The sequence below is a fragment of the Sphingomonas sp. GW821-FHT03E12 genome (assembly GCF_059420685.1).
In genome coordinates, this window is the sequence record NZ_JBWKUF010000001.1 from 1092871 (window position 1) to 1111369 (window position 18499).

12 protein-coding genes are annotated in these 18499 nt (G+C 67.6%); 6 read left to right on the forward strand and 6 right to left on the reverse strand.

All coding sequences use genetic code 11. The features are described 5' to 3' along the window. Positions 1 to 8 precede the first annotated feature (8 nt). Positions 9 to 1169, forward strand: a complete 1161-nt coding sequence (locus AC07TU_RS05275) for a serine hydrolase domain-containing protein (protein ID WP_495186844.1) — start codon at positions 9 to 11, stop codon at positions 1167 to 1169. 6 nt (positions 1170 to 1175) lie between these two features. Here the strand turns inward: AC07TU_RS05275 and AC07TU_RS05280 are convergent, their stop codons facing one another. The 3 genes from AC07TU_RS05280 to AC07TU_RS05290 all read right to left on the reverse strand — a co-directional run bounded on the left by AC07TU_RS05280 (position 1176) and on the right by AC07TU_RS05290 (position 5034). Beyond that, positions 1176 to 2693, reverse strand: coding sequence for an N-acyl-D-amino-acid deacylase family protein (locus tag AC07TU_RS05280; protein ID WP_495186845.1), 1518 nt, complete (start codon positions 2691 to 2693; stop codon positions 1176 to 1178). A 75-nt stretch (positions 2694 to 2768) separates the two neighbouring features. Then, positions 2769 to 4025: a dicarboxylate/amino acid:cation symporter gene (locus tag AC07TU_RS05285; RefSeq protein WP_495186846.1), complete on the reverse strand. Its 1257-nt coding sequence runs from the start codon at positions 4023 to 4025 to the stop codon at positions 2769 to 2771. Positions 4026 to 4149: 124 nt separating this feature from the next. Then, positions 4150 to 5034, reverse strand: a complete 885-nt coding sequence (locus AC07TU_RS05290; RefSeq protein WP_495186847.1) for a LysR family transcriptional regulator — start codon at positions 5032 to 5034, stop codon at positions 4150 to 4152. A 245-nt stretch (positions 5035 to 5279) separates the two neighbouring features. Here AC07TU_RS05290 and dgcN point away from each other — a divergent pair, with 245 nt between their 5' ends. From dgcN to AC07TU_RS05315, 5 genes are all read left to right on the forward strand, one after another. After that, positions 5280 to 6290, forward strand: a complete 1011-nt coding sequence (gene dgcN, locus AC07TU_RS05295) for an N-acetyltransferase DgcN (protein WP_495186848.1) — start codon at positions 5280 to 5282, stop codon at positions 6288 to 6290. Then, positions 6275 to 7249, forward strand: a complete 975-nt coding sequence (dgcA, locus tag AC07TU_RS05300; RefSeq protein ID WP_495186849.1) for an N-acetyl-D-Glu racemase DgcA — start codon at positions 6275 to 6277, stop codon at positions 7247 to 7249. The genes dgcN and dgcA overlap by 16 nt, the downstream gene beginning before the upstream one ends. A 192-nt stretch (positions 7250 to 7441) precedes the next feature. Then, positions 7442 to 10306, forward strand: coding sequence for a TonB-dependent receptor plug domain-containing protein (locus AC07TU_RS05305; RefSeq protein WP_495186850.1), 2865 nt, complete (start codon positions 7442 to 7444; stop codon positions 10304 to 10306). A gap of 41 nt (positions 10307 to 10347) precedes the next feature. Further along, positions 10348 to 11688 (forward strand): serine hydrolase domain-containing protein, encoded by a 1341-nt coding sequence (locus tag AC07TU_RS05310; protein WP_495186851.1) that lies wholly within the window; start codon positions 10348 to 10350, stop codon positions 11686 to 11688. A 2-nt stretch (positions 11689 to 11690) separates the two neighbouring features. Beyond that, positions 11691 to 13286, forward strand: a complete 1596-nt coding sequence (locus tag AC07TU_RS05315) for an N-acyl-D-amino-acid deacylase family protein (RefSeq protein ID WP_495186852.1) — start codon at positions 11691 to 11693, stop codon at positions 13284 to 13286. Positions 13287 to 13292: 6 nt separating this feature from the next. On the opposite strand, the gene AC07TU_RS05320 is transcribed toward AC07TU_RS05315, so the two are convergent. From AC07TU_RS05320 to ptsP, 3 genes are read right to left on the reverse strand one after another with little or no spacing between them, the layout of a single operon-like run. Continuing rightward, the gene (locus AC07TU_RS05320; protein ID WP_495186895.1) at positions 13293 to 14318 is read right to left on the reverse strand and encodes an SGNH/GDSL hydrolase family protein; all 1026 of its coding nucleotides are present in this window, start codon (positions 14316 to 14318) and stop codon (positions 13293 to 13295) included. A gap of 1 nt (position 14319) precedes the next feature. Continuing rightward, the gene (nagE, locus tag AC07TU_RS05325) at positions 14320 to 16002 is read right to left on the reverse strand and encodes an N-acetylglucosamine-specific PTS transporter subunit IIBC (protein WP_495186853.1); all 1683 of its coding nucleotides are present in this window, start codon (positions 16000 to 16002) and stop codon (positions 14320 to 14322) included. Further along, the gene (gene ptsP / locus AC07TU_RS05330; protein WP_495186854.1) at positions 15999 to 18491 is read right to left on the reverse strand and encodes a phosphoenolpyruvate--protein phosphotransferase; all 2493 of its coding nucleotides are present in this window, start codon (positions 18489 to 18491) and stop codon (positions 15999 to 16001) included. The genes nagE and ptsP overlap by 4 nt, the downstream gene beginning before the upstream one ends. Positions 18492 to 18499: the final 8 nt, after the last annotated feature.

Consider the following 18499-nt stretch of genomic DNA (forward strand, 5'->3'; position numbering starts at 1 on the left):
GAATCGCGATGAAGAGACGTGCAGCATGGATCGGGCTGATGGCGGTGGCCGCCGCCCCGGCTCAAGCCGATCAGGCGAGCGACATTGCGGCGATCCAGCCGATCATCGCCGATGCCAAGGGGCTGGCGGCCCCGGGGTGCGCGGTCGGCGTGTTCCGCGACGGCGCGGAAACCTATGTCGTCGCGGGTTCGGCGGATCTGCGCACCAAGCGCCCGATCGACCCCGACACCTTGTTCTACGCCGCTTCGATCTCGAAGCAGTTCACGATGCTCGCGATCGCGCAGCTTGTGCAGGCGGGCAAGGTCTCGATGGACGACGACGTCCGCAAATGGATCCCCGAGCTCAACTATGTCGACAAGCCGATCACCGTTGCGATGCTGGCCTATCACACCGCGGGCATCCCCAATATCAATGTACTCACCGCCGCCGCGGGTTACGCCAATGTCGCCGATGCCAAGCGGGCCGACGCGCGCAAGGTGATCGCGCGTGAGCGCCGGACGCGTTTCACGCCGGGTTCGCGCTTCGACTATTCGAACGGCGGCTACTTCCTGCTGTCGGAGATCGTGTCGCGCGCCAGCGGGGAGCGCTTCGCCGCCTATGTCACCCGCTCGATCCTGAAGCCGATGGGGATGACCCGGACGGTGGTGATGGACGATGCGCGTATCCCCGATACGGTGCGCGCGCACGGCTATACGCAGACCGGGGGCGGCTTTGCCGAGCGCGACAATTATCCGCTCTATGGCGGCGCGGGCGGGATGATGATCTCGGTCCGTGAGTTCGCGAAATACCACTATGACATCACCATCGGCCACAAGGTGTGGACGCCCGAAATCGCGCGCTTCATGACCACGCCTGGCCGCTATGCCGATGGGCTGGAGATCGTCCGGCCGGGGATTGGCGCGCGCTATGCCGCCGGGCTGCAGGTGGGCGCCGACTGGGTCTATCACAGCGGCACCCAGCTCGGCTTCGGCAACATGTTTGCGGTGCTGCCGGGCAGGAACATCGCCGTCGCAATGCTGTGCAACCGGGGCGAGGTGAAGCCGCTGGCGCGGATGGACGCGATCGTTCGCGCGATCGGCGGAGGCAAGCTCCCGCCGGTCTCCAGCCGCCTGCCGCTGCCGTCGAACGATCCCCGCTACACTACGCCGCCCGAGCCGTCGGTACCCTGACGCCGGCTAGCGCGGGCAGGCGCTCGGCGGCGGGGTGCGCGGGAGGGCACGCCCCGCCGCCGCACCGGTCGGCGCGCCATCCTCGATCGCGACCACGCCGTTGACGATCACCGTCTCGACACCCTTCGCGAACAGCGCAGGCTGCACATAGTCGGCGCGCGCCGCGTAGCGCGCCGGATCGAACATCACGATGTCGGCGAATGCGCCTGCGCGGAGGTGTCCGCGGCCCTCCAGCCCGAACCGGTCCGCCGCGAGCGTCGAACTGCGTTCGATGAAATCGCGCAGCGAGATCACGCCGCGCCCCTTCACATAATGCGCGTATTTGCGGGCATAGGAGCCGTACATGCGCGGATGCCCGTCCGAGGCGTCCGACCCGGTCATTACCCAGGGGCGGCGCATGATCGCCTCGACCATCGTCTCGTCCTGGCTGAACGAGACGACACGGACCTCCTCGGCGCGTAACAGGTCGATCGCGGCATCGACCGGATCGATGCTGCGCGTCTTCGCGATATCGGCGAGCGTCTTGCCGCGCGCGGCACCGGAGGTGATCAGTACCGCGTCGGGGCCACGGCGGCGGCGCAGATTCTCACCCATCTCTGTGCGGATCCGCGCCAGCGTCTCCGGCTCGCCGAAGCGTGCCAGCATCGCCTGGCGTCCGCCGTCCTGTGCCCAGCGCGGCATGATCAGGGCGGACAATGCGGTCGATGACGCTGCCCAGGGATATTGGTCGGCATGGACGATCTGCCCCGCCGCCTGTGCCTGTTCGATCCGCGCGATCACTGCTGCGCCGAGCTCGGGCAGCTTCTCGCCAGTCAGCTTGAGGTGCGCGATATGGACCGGCACGGCGCCCTCGCGGCCGATGCGCAGCGCTTCGTCGATCGCCTTGATCAGCCCGTCGTCGAAGCTGGCTTCGTTGCGCAGATGGGTGTCGTAGAAACCGCCGCGCTTGCCGGCTTCGCGGGCGAGCGCGATCACCTCGTCGGTCGCGGCGAAGCTCTGCGGCGCGTAGAAGAGACCGGCCGACAGTCCCATCGCGCCGTTGCACATCGCGCTCGCGACGATGCGCTGCATCGCTTCGATTTCGGCGGGGGTGGCGGCGCGTGCAGCCTCGCCGACCACCTGCTGGCGGACGGGTCCGAAGCCGACATAGGTGGCGAAGTTGATCCCGACGGTGCCCGGCCGCGTGCTCAGCGTCTTCGCGACATCGGTTCCGCCGCCGCCGTCATTGCCGACAAAGGTGGTCGTCACCCCCTGCATCAGGAAGGGGAGCACCAGCCGTCGCGCCGGATCATCGGCCTGAATCATCCCCTCGACATGCGCGTGCGGGTCGATGAAGCCCGGCGCGACGACCAGTCCCTTGGCCTCGATCGTCCGCGCCGCGTGCACCGGCGCCTTGGGGCCGACATAGACGATCCGGTCGCCGCGGATCGCGATCTCGCCCGTGAACGGCTCGGCCGAGCCGGTGTAGATGGTGCCGCCCCGGATCAGCAGGTCGGCGCGTTCCTGTCCGGCGGCGGGAGCCATAGCCAGCGCCGCTAGCCCGAGAGCGGTTCCTGTATGGAACAGGGCAGCAAGGCGGCGTGGCATGGGCATTCTCCGTCAGGTTGTGCTGGGTTGAGCGACAGGTTCTGGTCCGTTCCCGATCGCTCCCTCGGTCCGCGCGACGATCGTGCAGACGGTCAGGTTGGCGCAGGCGCTGGGGACGGTGCGGGTCATGTCGAGCAGCCGGTCGAACGGCAGGATGAAGCCGACCAGCAAGGCGGTCTGCTCGGGCGTCACCCCGACGGTCGGCAGCACCGCGGTCAGCATGAACAAGGATGCCGAGGGGATCGGTGCCGTGCCGAACGCGGTGAGCGCACCGACGAAGAGCAGGGTCAGAAAGACGCCCGCATCGATCTGCACGCCGAACGCCTGCAGGGCGAAGACGCTGAGCAGCCCGACATACATGGCCGTTCCATCCTTGCCGATGCTGGCGCCGAGGGGCAGCGTGGTGGAGGCGATGGCGCGGTCGATCTTCAGCCGGTCGCACGCGACACGCAGCGCCACCGGAAGCGTCGCAGAGGAGGAGGCGGTCGAGAAGGCAACCGCGAGCGCGTCGGCGATGCTGCGGAAGAAGCGCGGTACGGACATGCCCGCGCCCCAGCGGATCAGCGGGGCGTGGACGAGCAGGATCTGGAGCAGCGAGGCGATCGCCACCGCCGCGGCGAGCAGGCCGATATGGGTGAACACGGTCAGGCCATTGGCCGCTACCGCGCCAGCGATCAGCGCGAATACGCCGAACGGCGTCACCTCCATCACGATGCGGATGACCTGGAACAGCACCGCCGATAGCGACTGGAGGAAGCCTGCGACCGGCTTGCCCGCGTCGCCCGCGGCGATCACGCCTGCGCCGAGCAGGGTGGCGGCGAACAGGATCGCGAGCATATCGCCCTCGACCATCGCCTGAAGGATGTTGAGCGGGATGATCCCGACCAGCTGTTCGTAGACCGTCTTGGCGGCGCCCAGCTCGCGCGGAGCCGCCCCGCCGACATTGGCGCCGGTGCCCGGCTCCAGCAGCATGCCCACCGTCATGCCGATCGCGATTGCCGTCAGGGTCGTCAGCGCGAACAGGCCGACGGTGCGCAGTCCCACCGACCCCAGCTTCCGGGTATCGCCCAAGGCGGTGATGCCCGACGCGATGCTGATGAAGACGATCGGCACGACCAGCATCCGGATCAGCCGGACGAACAGTTCGCCGAGGATCGCGACCTTGGGCGCTGCAGCGGGCCAGATCAGCGCGAGCAACAGGCCCAGCACCATCCCCGCGACGACGCGCTTCCACAACGCGGTCGCGAACCATGCGTGCACCAGCTTCATGCGCCGCGCCCGTTCGTGGCTGTGCGTGTCGTCATCTCGTTGGGCACTTTCATGTCAGGGTTGAGGGTAGCCAGCGGAACGCCGGGCACATCATATGATGCACGACGCCATCCATAGGCCGGGGCTATAATCGTTCGATCTTGCTGCCCAGCAGATCGATAAAGGCGCTGGCCAGCATCGAGGGCGGTTTGCTTTCGAGATGCATGACATGCAGTCCGAAGGTGATCGGCGGCTGGATCGGGCGGAAGGCGATGCCGTTGCCTGCCAGCGCGTTGGCGGTGAAATTGTCGGTGATCGTGACCCCCGCGCCCGCCCGCACCATCGCGGCGGACAGGTAGAAGGTCCGCGCCGAGCTGATCTCGTGCGGTTCGACCCCGGCGCGCTCCAGCTCGGTATAGAGCAATTGTCCGAAGGGGCTGGAGGGGCGCGAGCCGATGAACGGGCGGCCCTCGAGCCAGCTCAGCGGAAGCCGGGCAGGCATGTCGGGGAAATCGGCTTCGCGATAGAGGATGACCAGTTCGCCCTCGCCGATCGGGCGGCTTGAGACGGGGGAATGCGGCGGTACCTGATTGCCGATCGCGATGTCGGTCTCGCGCTCGTACAGCGCGCGGACGATCTCCTGATGGTGGACGACTTCCAGCTCGAAGGTGACGTCGCTGTGCTTCTGGAGGAATTCGGCGGCCGCCTCGGGCAGGACTTCGAGGCCGAGTGCAGGCAGCGCTGCGACGCGCAGCGTGCCGACCCGGCCGTGACGCAGATTGTTGCCCGCCTTCTTGAGCGCATGGACGCGGTCCTGGATCTCTGCGACCTCACCGAACAGCGCATGGGCGTCGGCGGTCGGCACCAGCCGTCCCTTCACCCGGTTGAACAGCGGAAAGCCGATCACGGATTCGGTGTGCTTCAGGATATTGCTGACTGAAGGCTGCGAAATGTTGAGCGCGTTCGCAGCCGCGCTGACCGAACCGTTGGTGTAGACGGCGTGGAAGATCTCGATCTGGCGGAAGTTCATCGCGCGTTGCCGATCCTGCGCGCTGCTGAAGAAGTGTCGATCAATTCTGTCTTCCGCCCCGCCCGTTTCAGTCCTGCACAGTAGAACGAAAGGCTTCGCGTCAGGCAAGGCCGCCGGCTTCTGTCGCGTGATCGAATCTGACCGAACGGCATAGCCCGGGGCTATGGCCCGGCCCCGAATTTTCTATTGGCGAAACCGGCGCTTTCCCGTTCAACCCGATCATCTTTCGGGGAACCCAATCACTTATGAGCAAGCCGCCCTATCTGCTGTACATCGCCCAGGCGACCGATCCGATTTCCGCCAAGACGGCGCGCGGCATCGCGGTGTGGCGGCCCGAATGGGCGGTGGGTCAGGTGCGCTCGCCCGGCTCGCCGATCGACCTGGGCGTGCCCGATATGGGCTTTGCCGAAGCGGTCGCTTCAGGTGCGCAGACAATGGTGATCGGCGTCGCCAATGCCGGTGGCGTGATGGCGCCCGCCACGGTCGCCGATGTGATCGCGGCGATGGAAGCCGGGCTCGATATCGCCAGCGGGCTGCACGAGCGTCTGTCCGACCAGCCCGAGATTGCCGCGCGCGCCGCCGAGCTTGGCCGGACCTTGTGGGACGTGCGCGAGCCGCCGAAGGAGCTGAAGGTCGGCAACGGCGCGCCGCGTGCGGGCAAGCGCCTGCTCACGGTCGGCACCGACTGTTCGGTGGGCAAGATGTACACGACGCTGGCGCTGGAGCGTGAGATGCGGGCCCGCGGCATCGCCGCCGACTTCCGCGGAACCGGCCAGACCGGCATTCTGATCGCGGGTTCGGGCATGCCGGTGGACGCGGTGGTCGCAGACTTCATCTCGGGGTCGGTCGAACAGCTTTCGCCCGCGCGCGAGGATGGCGGTTGGGATGTGATCGAGGGACAGGGGTCGCTGTTCCATCCCTCCTATGCGGGCGTGTCGCTGGGTCTGCTGCACGGCGCGCAGGCCGACGCGCTGGTGATGTGTCACGAAGCGGGCCGCACGATCATGCGTCACATGAAGACGCATCCGGTGCCCGACCTGAAGCTCTGCCTCGACCGCAATCTTGAGGCAGCGCGCCTGACCAGCCCCGATGTGATCGCGGTGGGCATCGCGCTCAACACCCAGGGGCTGGACGATGCGGCGGCGGTTGCGGCGTGCAAGGCGGCCGAGGACGCGCTGGGTCTCCCTTGCTCCGATCCCGTCCGGCACGGCGTCGGGCGGATCATCGACCGGCTCGGCCAATGCTTCGAACTGTAACCGCGGGGATCGAGCAGCGCGCGCTGCACACGCCGTTCCGCATCTCGCGCGGGGCGCGGACCGCCATCGATCTTGCGGTCGTGTCGATCGCTCAGGACGGTGTGATCGGCTGCGGCGAGGGGTCGGTGACGGCGCGTTACGGCGAGAGCGTCGAAAGCGTGACCGAGCAGCTTCGCGCAGCGCAGGCCGCGATTGCGGACGGAGCGAGCCGTGACGAGCTGCGCGCGCTGATGGCGCCCGGATCGGCGCGCAACGCGGTCGATTGCGCGCTGTGGGATCTGGATCTGAAGCGCGGCACGGCAGTCCCGCCGGTGGCGATCCGTCCCGTTCATACTGCGCTGACGCTGGGCATCGACACACCCGAGGCGATGGCGGCGGCGGCGCGGAAGATCCGCGGCGCGGCGATCGTCAAGGTGAAGGTCGACGGCAACGAGCCCGAGGCGTGCCTGCGTGCGATCCGGCCCGAAGTGCCGGGGTCGCGGCTGGTGGTCGATGCCAATGAGGCATGGACGATGGCTCAGGTCGAGGCGCTCCAGCCGATGCTTGCCGAGCTCGAGGTCGAGTTCCTCGAGCAGCCTTTGCCCGCCGCGGAGGATGCCGCGCTCGAAGGGTTTCGGGGCCTCGTCCCGACCTGTGCCGACGAATCCTGTCACGTCACCGCCGATCTCGACCGGCTCGTGTCGCGCTATCAGATGGTCAACATCAAGCTCGACAAGACCGGTGGCCTGACCGAGGCGCTCGACCTGCTGGCCGGCGCGCGAGCGCGCGGTTTTGGCGTGATGGTCGGCTGCATGATCTCGACCTCGCTCGCGATCGCCGCGGCGTTCCGCGTCGCGGTGCAGGCCGATTGTGCCGATCTCGACGGGCCGCTCTGGCTTGCCGAGGACCGTCCGGGCGGCATCCGGATGGGTGAGCAGGGATTGATGTACCCGCCGGAACCGGAATTCTGGGGCCGGTAAGGCCGCGCGATTGCTGGGTTTTTTGTTGCGCCGCGACATGGGTCGCGCGCGCCCGTTTACGCATGGACAGAGACCCGCGCGGTCCGCGGAAATCCGCCATAACCTGGGGCTATAGCGGCGCGAAAGATTTGTTCTAGATTTGTGGCACATATCACAGGGATGTTGCGTCGCGACATAATCGGGGGACAGAACATGACGCTTGCCACGCACCGCATCCAGAGGAGCGTCGCGCGGCGCGCGCGCCTTCTGCTTCTTGCCAGCGTCTTCACGGCTGCCGCTTCGCCCGTCTTCGCGCAGACCGATCCCGCCGAACCGGCCGATGAGCCGCAGGATATCGTTATCACCGGATCGCTGGTCGAGCGCAGCGGCTTCGACACGCCGACGCCGGTCACCGTCATCGGCATGGATGCGATCGAGCGCGTCGCGGCGCCGACCATCGCCGACGTCATCAACCAGATGCCGGCCGTCCGCCCCTCGCTCACCCCGACCAGCGCGGTGAATGCGGGCGGCAACACTCAGACCGGCGGCAACTTCCTCGACCTGCGCGGGCTTGGCTATGCGCGCACGATGGTGCTGCTCGACGGCCGCCGCTACGTGCCGACCAACCCGACCGGCGCGGTCAGCATCAACAATATCCCCCAGGCGCTGATCGACCGCGTCGACATCGTCACCGGCGGTGCATCGGCCGCCTATGGCGCGGACGCAGTGGCGGGCGTCGTCAACCTGCGCATCAATTCGAAGATGCAGGGGGTGCGCGCGACGCTTCAGGGCGGCGCGGCGGAAGAAGGGGATTATCGCCAGATCCTCGCCTCGGTCGCGGCGGGCACCAAGGTGACTGAGCGGCTTCACCTCGTCGTCGGCGGCGAGTTCTCCGACAATAATGGCATCAATCGCCTGTTCGACCGCGACTGGAGCGCATGCGGCCCGGGCCTGCTCACCAACCCGAACGCGGGCAATGGCGGCCTCGGTACGCCCGAGCAGCCGCGCTTCTTCGTCACCGAATGCGGCGTTCGCAGCAGCAACGTGACCTATGCCGGGGTGATCTCGGGCGCGACCTTCACGCCGGGCAATGGCGCGGCGATCACCAACATCGTCAACCTGCCGAGCTATCTGAAGGGCATCCAGTTCTCGAACGGCGGGCAGGCGATCCCCTATAATTTCGGCACCCAGGTCAGCTCGGGATCGATGCTCGGCGGCGACGGCCTCAACGGCGTGGGCGAACAGGTCGGGGCGACCCCGATCACCCGCTATAGCGGCTTCGGGCGCCTGACCTGGGAGGTGGGCAGCAATTTCGAGCTGTTTGCGGAAGTTTCCTACCACAAGTTCAATTCGGAGCAGGACAATATCCCGTCCAGCTTCCAGTATTCGCTGCGTTCCGACTATGTGTTCCTGCCGGCGGCGCTGCGCCAGACGATGGTCAACAACAACGTCGCGACGATCACGGTCGGCAAGAACAATCTCGACCATTCGCGCGTCCGCACGACCTTTGACACGGACACGTTCCAGACCGCGGTGGGCCTCAGCGGCGAGTTTGCGCCGGGGTGGAAGGTCGACGCCTATTATGGCTATGGCCGCAACTATACCGAGAATTTCGGCCGCAACGTCCGCGTCACCGGCAACTATACGCTCGCGCTCGACGCGATCGATGATCCCCGCACGCCGGGTATCGTCGACCCGATCTGCCGTTCGACGATCGCCAATCCGGGCAATGGCTGCGTGCCGCTCAATATCCTTGGCATCGTCAATCCGAACGATCCGGCGCTGCTCTATGTGAACGGCTTCACCACCTTCATCAGCGACATCCGCCAGAACACGATTGCCGCGACGGTGCGCGGCAAACCCTTCTCGACCTGGGCGGGACCGGTCGCGTTCGCGATCGGCGCCGAATATCGCGATCAGGATCTGGCGGTCGACTATGACGTCCGCTCGCAGGCCGGTGCCTTCGGTGCCCCCAGCCTGCCCTATTCGGGGCAGGTGCATGTCAAGGAGCTGTTCGGCGAACTGATGGTGCCGCTGCTCAAGGATTCGTCGCTCGGCAAGCGGCTGAGCCTCGACCTTGCCGGTCGCATCACCGACTACAGCACCTCGGGCACGGTCGAGACGTGGAAGGCCGGGCTCGACTATTCACTCAGCGATTCGATCCGCTTCCGTGCCACGCGGTCGCGCGACATCCGTGCACCATCGCTGGCCGAACTGTTCCAGCGCAGCGGCAGCTCCAACCTCAACGTCACCGATTTCGATCCGCGTTTCCTCGGGCAGAGCTATCTCATCACGGCGCTGACGGCCGGCAATCCAAACCTGAAGCCCGAGATTGCCGATACCTTCACGGGTGGCATGGTGCTGACGCCGACCGCGATTCCGGGGCTGCGTCTGTCGGTCGATTACTATGACATCCAGATCAAGGACGCGATCATCCAGATCACGCCGGCGGCGACGGTGCAGCAGTGCTTCACCGTCAATACGGCGGCCTGCGCGTTCATCACCCGTGGCAGCGACGGGCGTATCGCCAGCGTGTTCAGCGGGCCGGTGAATCTCGCCAGCGCGATGACGCGCGGCGTGGACGTGGAGCTGCAATATTCGCTGCCGGTCGGGGCTGACCGCATTACCCTCCAGACATTGGTCAACTATCTGATCAAGACCGAACTGGACGACGGCATCAGCAAGACCCGGCTCGACAACAGCATGGCGCAGTCGACGGTGGCCGCGCTGGGCGGCAACCCGCGCTGGAAGGCGAATTTCAACGCCAGCTATATTGCGGAGGATTTTCGCTTCAGTGGAACTGCGCGCTATGTCGGCGGCGGCTATATCGACCGGACGCTGACCGCGAAGGATCTCGACAAGCTGACGGTGAAGGGCCGCGTCTATTTCGACCTGTCGGGCGAAGTGACGCTGTTCAAACCCAAGGGTGAGGGGAGCAAGGTCGCGCTGTTCGCGGCGGTGCAGAATGTGCTCGACACCGATCCGCCGATCACCGGTGCGGGCGGCTATGGCACCACACGTGGCCTGTTCGATACGATCGGCCGTCAGTTCATTGGCGGCGTCCGCCTGAACTTCTGAGCGGCATGAAATTGGGGAGAGGGACAATGAAAATCGGAGTGATGATGCTTCCCCTGGCGGCGCTTGCGGCATGGCCGGCAAGCGCCGCCGACCCGGCTGCGCCCGCCCGCATCCGTGCTGCGCTTGGCGTGGCGGACGGCGCGCAGCCGGGGTGCGCCGTCGGTATCTTCCGCAACGGCAAGCCCGCTGAGCTGGTCAATGCGGGCCTCGCCGATGTGGCCGCAGGCCGCGCGATCGGGAGCGACACGCAATTCTATGCGGCGTCGGTGTCGAAGCAATTCACCGCCGTCGCGCTGCTCCAGCAGGTTGCGGCGGGCAAGGTGAAGCTGACCGACAGCGTGCGCAAATACATTCCCGAGCTTGCACCCTATGCCGACAAGGTCACGGTGCAGATGCTGCTCAACATGACCGGCGGGGTGCGCGATTCGCTCTCGCTGCTCGCGCTCGAGGGCTATGATCGCATCTCGGCGCCGACGCGCAAACAGGCGCTGGCGGCGGTGTACCGGCAGCAGGACGCCAAGTTCGAACCCGGCACGCAGTATGACTATACCAATGGCGGCTATCTGCTGTTGTCTGAGATCGTCGAGCGCGTCTCGGGCCAGCCCTTCGAGACTTATGTCAACGCCAAGGTGCTGAAGCCGCTTGGCATGACGCGCAGCCTGATGCTGCTGGGCGGCCGCACCACCGATGCGGATGTCGCCAGGGGCTATGTCGCCAAGGACGGCAAGATCACCGACGCCGACGAATATCCGCTGTTCGGCGGATCGGGCGGGCTCATCACCACGGTGAACGACCTCGCCAAATGGGACCAGGACATCGACAGCGGCCACAAGGTGTGGACCCCGCAGATCAGCAAATGGATGGCCGAGCCCGGCAAGTTCCTCAACGGCGCGCCCGCCATGCGTACCGGGCGCGGCATCGCCTATGGCAATGCGCTGCTGATCGGCAATCATTGGTTCCACCACACCGGCGGCGCGGTGGGGTTCAAGACGCTCTATGGCCATCTGCGCGAGAAGCGCATGGGCGTCGCCCTGCTCTGCAACAATGGCGTGGTCGATCCGGCGCCACAGGCGGACAAGGTGATCGCTGCGCTCAACGAGGGCCTGCCCGCGATCGGCGAGCCGAGCGCGGACGGCAGCGCGATCAACGGTTCCTATCGCAACGCCAATCTCGCCGGCACCTACTGGCTGGCACTGAAGGGCGACGCGCTCGAGGTCGTCGTCGCACAGGCCGATGGCGGGCGTGCACCGGCGAAGACGCTCAAGCGCACGCCGGACGGCAGCTTCAAGAACGAGATGCTGACGCTGACCCCCGACGACGATGCGCGCGGCTTCACGCTCGAAATCCCGCGCGTCACGCTCCACTTCAGCCGGACGAACTGATCATGCGCAAAGCCCTTCTCCTCTCCGCCATGGCCATGCTTCCCGGTGCCATGGCGGCCCCCGCGCCCGCGCCCCAGGCGACCGTGATCGCCGGCGGCACCCTCTATGACGGCAGCTCCACCAAGCCCGTCACCGGTGATGTCGTCGTCATCGGCGATGCGATCGTCGCCGTGGGGCCGGGCGCGGGGAAGCGCTATCCCGGCGCGAAGGTGATCGATGCCAAGGGAATGGTGGTCGCCCCCGGCTTCATCGACCCGCATACCCATGCGGACGCATTCATCTGGGGCAAGACCCCGCAGGAGCGGCTGGTCGAGCCTTGGCTGATGCAGGGCGTGACCACGATCTTCTCGGGCGTCGACGGCTATGGCCAGGGGCCTGGCACGGCGAAGGGGCTGCTCGATCACGTCGACAACAGCGGCGTCGGTCTCAATGTCGCAACGTTCGTCGGCTTCGGCGCGGTGCGGGTGAAGGTGCTCAAGAACGACGATCGCGAGCCGACACCCGCCGAGCTCGATCAGATGAAGGCACTGACCGCGCAGGGCATGTGCGAGGGTGCGTTCGGCCTTTCGTCGGGCCTGTTCTACGCGCCGCAGAGCTTCTCGAAGACGCCCGAAGTGATCGCGCTTGCGGGTGAGGCGGCGAAGCGCGGCGGCATCTACGACACCCACCAGCGCGACGAATCCTCCTATTCGATCGGCCTGATGAACTCGGTCGCCGAGGCGATCGAGATCGGTCGCGCCGCCGGACTCCCCGTGCATTTCGCACACATCAAGGCGCTGGGCGCGGACGTGCACGGCAAGGCGGGCGAGATCGTCGCCGCGGTCGAGGCCGCACGCGCCAGGGGGCAGAACGTCACCGCCGACCAATATCCCTATGAGGCATCGGGCTCGAGCCTGGTCGCCTCGCTGGTCCCGCGCTGGGCGCAGGACGGCGGCGCGGCGGCGCTGGTCAAGCGGCTCGAAACCCCCGCTGATCGCGCGCGGATCGTCGCCGAGATGGCGCCCAATCTGGTCCGCCGCGGTGGTCCCAATGCGGTGTTGTTGCACGGCACGACCCAGCCTTGGGCGGGCAAGCGGTTGGACGTGGTCGCCGCGGAGTGGAAGATCGACCCGGTCGAGGCCGCGGTGCGCATCATCCTTGCCGATCAGGGCCGCGGATCGCCGATCGTCTCGTTCAACATGATCGAACCGGACATCAAGTTGCTGATGCAGCAGCCGTGGGTGATGACCGGATCGGACGGATCGTCGGGGCATCCGCGCATGTACGGCACCTTCCCGACGAAATACGCAAAGTACGTCGTCGCCGAGAAGACGATCGATCTCGCGACCTTCATCAATTCGAGCACAGGCCGCACCGCGGACTTCTACAAGCTCGACCGGCGCGGGTATCTCAAGAAGGGCTATTTCGCCGATATCGTGGTGTTCGATCCGAAGACCTATCGCCCGCGCGCCACCTATCTGGAGCCTGCGCTGACGGCCGAAGGGGTGCGGACACTGATCGTCAACGGCACCGCGGTGGTGGAGAGCGGCAAGCTCACCGGCAAGGCCGGGGGCAAGGCGATCCGCCATCGTGCCACCCCGGGGAGCTGCCCGCGCTGAGCCGCCTCAGTCGGTCGCCAGCGCCTCGCCGATCAGCTTCGCCGCCAGCCGGTGATCGGCGAGCGAGGGGTGCCACTGGCAACCGGTGAGCTCGAAGCCGGTGATGCGCAGCGTCCGCACGCGGGCGCGCAGGCCCGGGTCGAGCCGCGCGACGACGGCGGTGACCTCGGCGTGGAACAAGTCCGACGTCAGCAGCAGGAAGCGTGCTTGCGGCTGGCGTGCAGCCAGCTCGGCAATGAACGCAACATAGCGGTCGCGATAGGCGGTGCGCAGCGCATCCGCGTCGCGCCACGCTTCGCCCGGCTTGACCGGGGTGGAGAAGTCGTTGCCGCCCAGGCCGATTGCGATCACCCCCGGCTTCCAGGCCGGGTCCGCCGTTGCGAGCGGCCCCGCGTCGCCGGGAATGGCGCGGGGGTAGAGCAAGGGCAGGCTCTGGCCCTGCACATTGCCGTCGTAATTGCGGACCATCCCGTAGCCCGAATAGGCGTGGATCCGGTAATCCGCGCCGACTGCCGACGCGACCAGCGGCCCGAACGCCTGGCTGGTATCGGTCAGCGCGTGCACCTGTTGCGGGGTGCAAGTGACGCCGGGGGAGGTGTTTCCGTAGCCGACGGTGAAGCTGTCGCCGATGAATTCGATCTGGCGCCTACGCGGTTGTGGCGGGAGCGGCGTGCCGCCCGGGGCCTCGAAGGCCATGAAACGGCTCGACCCGGACTGGCTCTCGGTCAACTTCTCCAGCCGCGCGACATGCTCGCCCGGCGCAAGGCCGTCGATGGTGACGTCCACGGCCCCTGGCGCGCGGAACACGCGATGCTCCTTGCCGTCGATCGACAGGCGCAGATGGTCGGCGGGTGCGTCGAACCGTACGCGGACCGCGGGGCCCCGGAAGCGTGCCTCGAAATAGACACCGGGCCACCCGAAACTGCGGCTCCCGTCCGCCGCTGTGACGGTGCGGCCGCCGCTATGGACCGGGAGCGGCGTCGAGGGTTCGGCCTTGCCGAGCAACAGGCTGGCGGCGAGGAGCGCGAGCATCTTAGTCACGCAGGATGTGGTAGACGCCCGGCTGCGGCGAAACCGCGCCGTTCGCGGCAGCCAGCAGTCCGGCTTCGTCGGCGCGGCCGGCATCGATCAGCTCGACCCTGAACCGGCCATGGAGCGCGCGCAGGGCGCGGATATTGGCTTCCCCGCCCAGCGCCGCCAGAATAGCCGCCGGAAGCGTGACCGTCTCCTCCACCGCAGCGTCGGCCGGAGCGGCGGAGACCAGCGCTGTGCCGCCACCGATTGCGCCACGGATCTCCTCCGCGACCAGATCGGCAATCGGGCCGAGCACCACCTGCGTGGCGTTGGCCGACGGGCGGATGATCCCGCGCGCGCCCAGTGCGGTCAGCGCGGCATCGTCGACCGCGGTCTGATCGGCAACGATCAGACGCAGCCGGGTCGTGCAGGCATCGACGCTGGTGAGGTTCGCCGCGCCGCCCAGCGCCTTGACGAAGGCCGCACCGCGTTGGTTGCCCGCAGTTGCTTCGCCCGCCGCCGCGACGGCCTCGCCCTTCTCGCGCCCGGGCGTCGCCAGGTCGAGCTTGCGGATGAAGAAGCGGAACAGGCCATAATAGATCAGCGCATAGACCGCGCCGACCGGCAGCAGCATCCATGGGCGGGTCGAGAGCTTGAAGTTCAACACATAGTCGAACAGCCCGGCCGAGAAGCCGAAGCCCAGCTTGATCCCCAGCACGTCCATCAGCGCCATCGAGACACCGGTCAGCACCGCATGGATCGCGTAGAGGAACGGCGCGAGGAACATGAAGGTGAATTCGATCGGCTCGGTCACGCCGGTCAGGAAGCTGGTGAAGGCGAGGCTGAAGAGCATGCCACCCACCGCCTTGCGCCGCTCGGGCCGCGCCTCGTGATACATAGCGAGGCAGGCGGCGGGCAGGCCGAACATCATCACCGGGAAGAAGCCCGACATGAACGCGCCCGCATTGGGATCGCCTGCAAAGAAGCGTCCGAGGTCGCCGGTTGCCCCGCCATAGTCGCCGACCAGGAACCAGGCGACGTTGTTGAGCAAATGGTGAAGGCCGGTGACGAGGAGCAGCCGGTTCAGCACGCCATAGACGAACATGCCGGCACCGCCGGATTCGACCACGGCGTGGCTCGCCGCGTCGAGCGCCGAGCTGATATGCGCATAGCCATAGCCGAGCACGCCGGCGAACAGCAGTCCGGCGATCCCGGCGGCGATCGGCACGAAGCGGCGGCCGCCGAAAAAGGCGAGATATTCCGGGAGCGCGATGGTCGCGAAGCGGTTGTAGAATTTGCCGCCGATCAGGCCCGAAATGATGCCGATCGGTACTTCGAGCCGGTCGATCTGCCCCGTCGCCCATGCCTGTGCGACGACCTTGGCGGCTGCATCGGGCAGGCCTGCAATGACCTCCGGCGGCGCGATCAGGAACGTCTGCGCGCCGGTGGTCGAGACGAGATAGCAGGTGACGCCGGCAAGCGCAGCGGCGCCGTTGCCGTCGCGCGCAAAGCCCACCGCCACGCCGATCGCGAACAGGATGCCCAGATTGCCGAAGATCGCCGTCCCCGCGGCGGAGACAAAGGCGATGTCGAGCAGATCGGGCTGGCCGATGCGCAGCAACAGGCCCGCGATCGGCAGCACGGCGATCGGCAGCATGAGGGCGCGGCCGAGCGGCTGGAGCGTCTCGAGGATCTTTCTCATGCGGTCTTCTCCTCGAACGCGCGGGCCAGCGCGCGGACTTCGGCGGCGGAACTGCAGTGCAGCGCGCGCTCGGCATGATCGCGGGCATCGGCCAGCGTCACGCCGCGCACGATCGCCTTGGCTTCGGGCACGAAGCCGGGAACGGTCGAAAGCTCGGTTGCGCCGAGTCCGATCAGGATCGGCACTGCCGCCGGATCGGAAGCGAGGCCGCCGCACACGCCGACCCAGCGGCCCGCGGCGGTGGCACGGCGGCAGGTTTCGGCGATCATCCGCAGCACCGCGGGGTGCATCGCATCGACCCCCGACGCGACCGCCGGATTGCCACGGTCCATCGCCAGCACATATTGGGTGAGGTCGTTGGTGCCGATCGACAGGAAGTCGGCCTCGGCGGCCAGAAGGTCCGCGGTGATCGCGGCGGCGGGGGTCTCGACCATCACGCCCACTTCGACCGGCGTCTCGATCCCCATTTCGCTGCGCAGCCGCTCGACCACCTCGCGAACCGCGCGGACCTCGCTCACGCTCGCCACCATCGGCAGCATGATGCGGCACTGGCCGACGGGCTGGACGCGCAGGATCGCGCGGATCTGGGTTTCGAGCAGGTCGCGATGCGCCAGCCCGACGCGGATGCCGCGCAGGCCCAGCGCCGGATTCTCTTCGGCGTCGAACGGGATGTACGCCGCTGGCTTGTCGCCGCCCACGTCCAGCAGGCGGACGATGACTGGCTTGCCCGGCAGCGCGTCGGCGATGCCCTGATAGGCGGCGTGCTGCTCGTCTTCGGACGGCGCATCCTCGCGGTCGAGGAACAGGAACTCGCTGCGGACCAGCCCCGATCCTTCGGCGCCCTGCGCGACGGCGGCCTTGGCATCCTCGACGGTCCCGAGATTGGCGAACAGCTCAATGCGCACGCCATCCGCGGTGTGGCAGGCGTCACCCGCAGCAGCGCGCGCGGCTTCGCGGCGGGCATCGCGCTTGGCAAGACGTGCGGCGAACGCGTCGGCGTCGGCCTGCGACGGGTTCGGCGTGACATGACCTGCTTCGGCGTCGAGCAGCAGCGGCGTGCCGTCCTCGATCGCTTCGATCGCGTCGCCCATCGCGACGAGTGCGGGCAATCCCATGCCGGCGCACAGGATCGCGACGTGAGAGGTCGGTCCGCCGCGCACCAGGCAGATGCCCGCCGGCTTGCTCGCGGCAATGGTCACGAGCTGCGAGGGGAGAAGGTCGTCGGCGACCAGAATCGCACCCGCCGGAACCGCATCGGCTTCGGCCGGGGTGCCGGTCAGCACGCCCAGCACCTGCCGCTCGATATCGACGAGATCGTCGGTGCGCTCGATCAGATGCGCGTTTCCGGTCGCCTTCAGCGCCGCGATCTGGTCGTGCACCGCGCCGCGCCAGGCATAGCCCGCGCTGTTGCCCGCGGCGATGCGCGTTTCTGCGCCCGCCGCCAGTTCGGGATCGTCGAGCAGCGCGAGATGCGCGCGCATCACCGCGGCGACGCTGCCGCCTGCGGCATCGGCGCGCGCTTCGATCCGTGTACGCACCGTGTTTCGTGCGGCGTCGAGTGCGGCGCGTTCGGTGTCGGCGCTCAGGCCCTCACGCTCGACTGCGATCGCGGTCTGGCGCAGGCGTGCTGCGGCCCCCATTGCAAGGCCGGGGGAGGCGATCACACCGCCAATCTGTCCAGGTTGCAGCACGGGCGCAGCAGGCGCGGCAGTCACGGGTGCCGGCGCGGGCGCACCCTCCCCCATATCCGATCCCAGCAAGGCGACGATCGCGGCCAGCGCCGCTTCGGCATCGCTGCCGCGTGCCTGGACGACCAGTTCGTCGCCCAGCCTGGTACCGAGCGCGAGCAGCCCGACGGTGCTGCGCGCGTCGCCGCGCTTGTCGCCGTGGAGCAGATGGATTTCCGCCTCGAACTGGCGGGCGCACTCGCCCAGCCGCGCGGCGGGGCGGGCATGGATGCCATGCGGAAGGATCAGCTTGACCCGCTCCTCGATCACCGTGCCGTCGTCGGACCAGCGCCGGGGCTGTGCCCGGGCCGGCGTGAGCGCCATCAGTTCCTCATGCGCCCCAATCGCGCGGCCGGTGGTCCGGCGGGTGATCGTGAAGGCTTCGGCATTGGTCACGATCACCGGGGTGATCAGGCTGGTCGCGGCGAGGGCGACGGAGTCCATGTCGAACCGGATCAGCGGATCGCCGCGCGCGACAGTGGCGCCGGGCGCGACCAGCGGCGTGAAGCCCCGCCCTTTCAGCGCGACGGTGTCGAGGCCGATATGGATCAGCACTTCGGCGCCTTCGTCGCTGCGCAGCGAGACGGCATGCCCCGCCTCGTGCAGCGTCACCACCTCGCCGTCGAACGGCGCGCAGACCGTGTCGCCCAGCGGCTGGATCGCGACGCCGTCGCCCATCATCCGCTGCGCGAAGACGGGATCCGGAACGCTGTCGAGCGGCGCGGCCCAACCTCGCAGCGGCGACGTGATAATCAATGCCATCCTTCCCC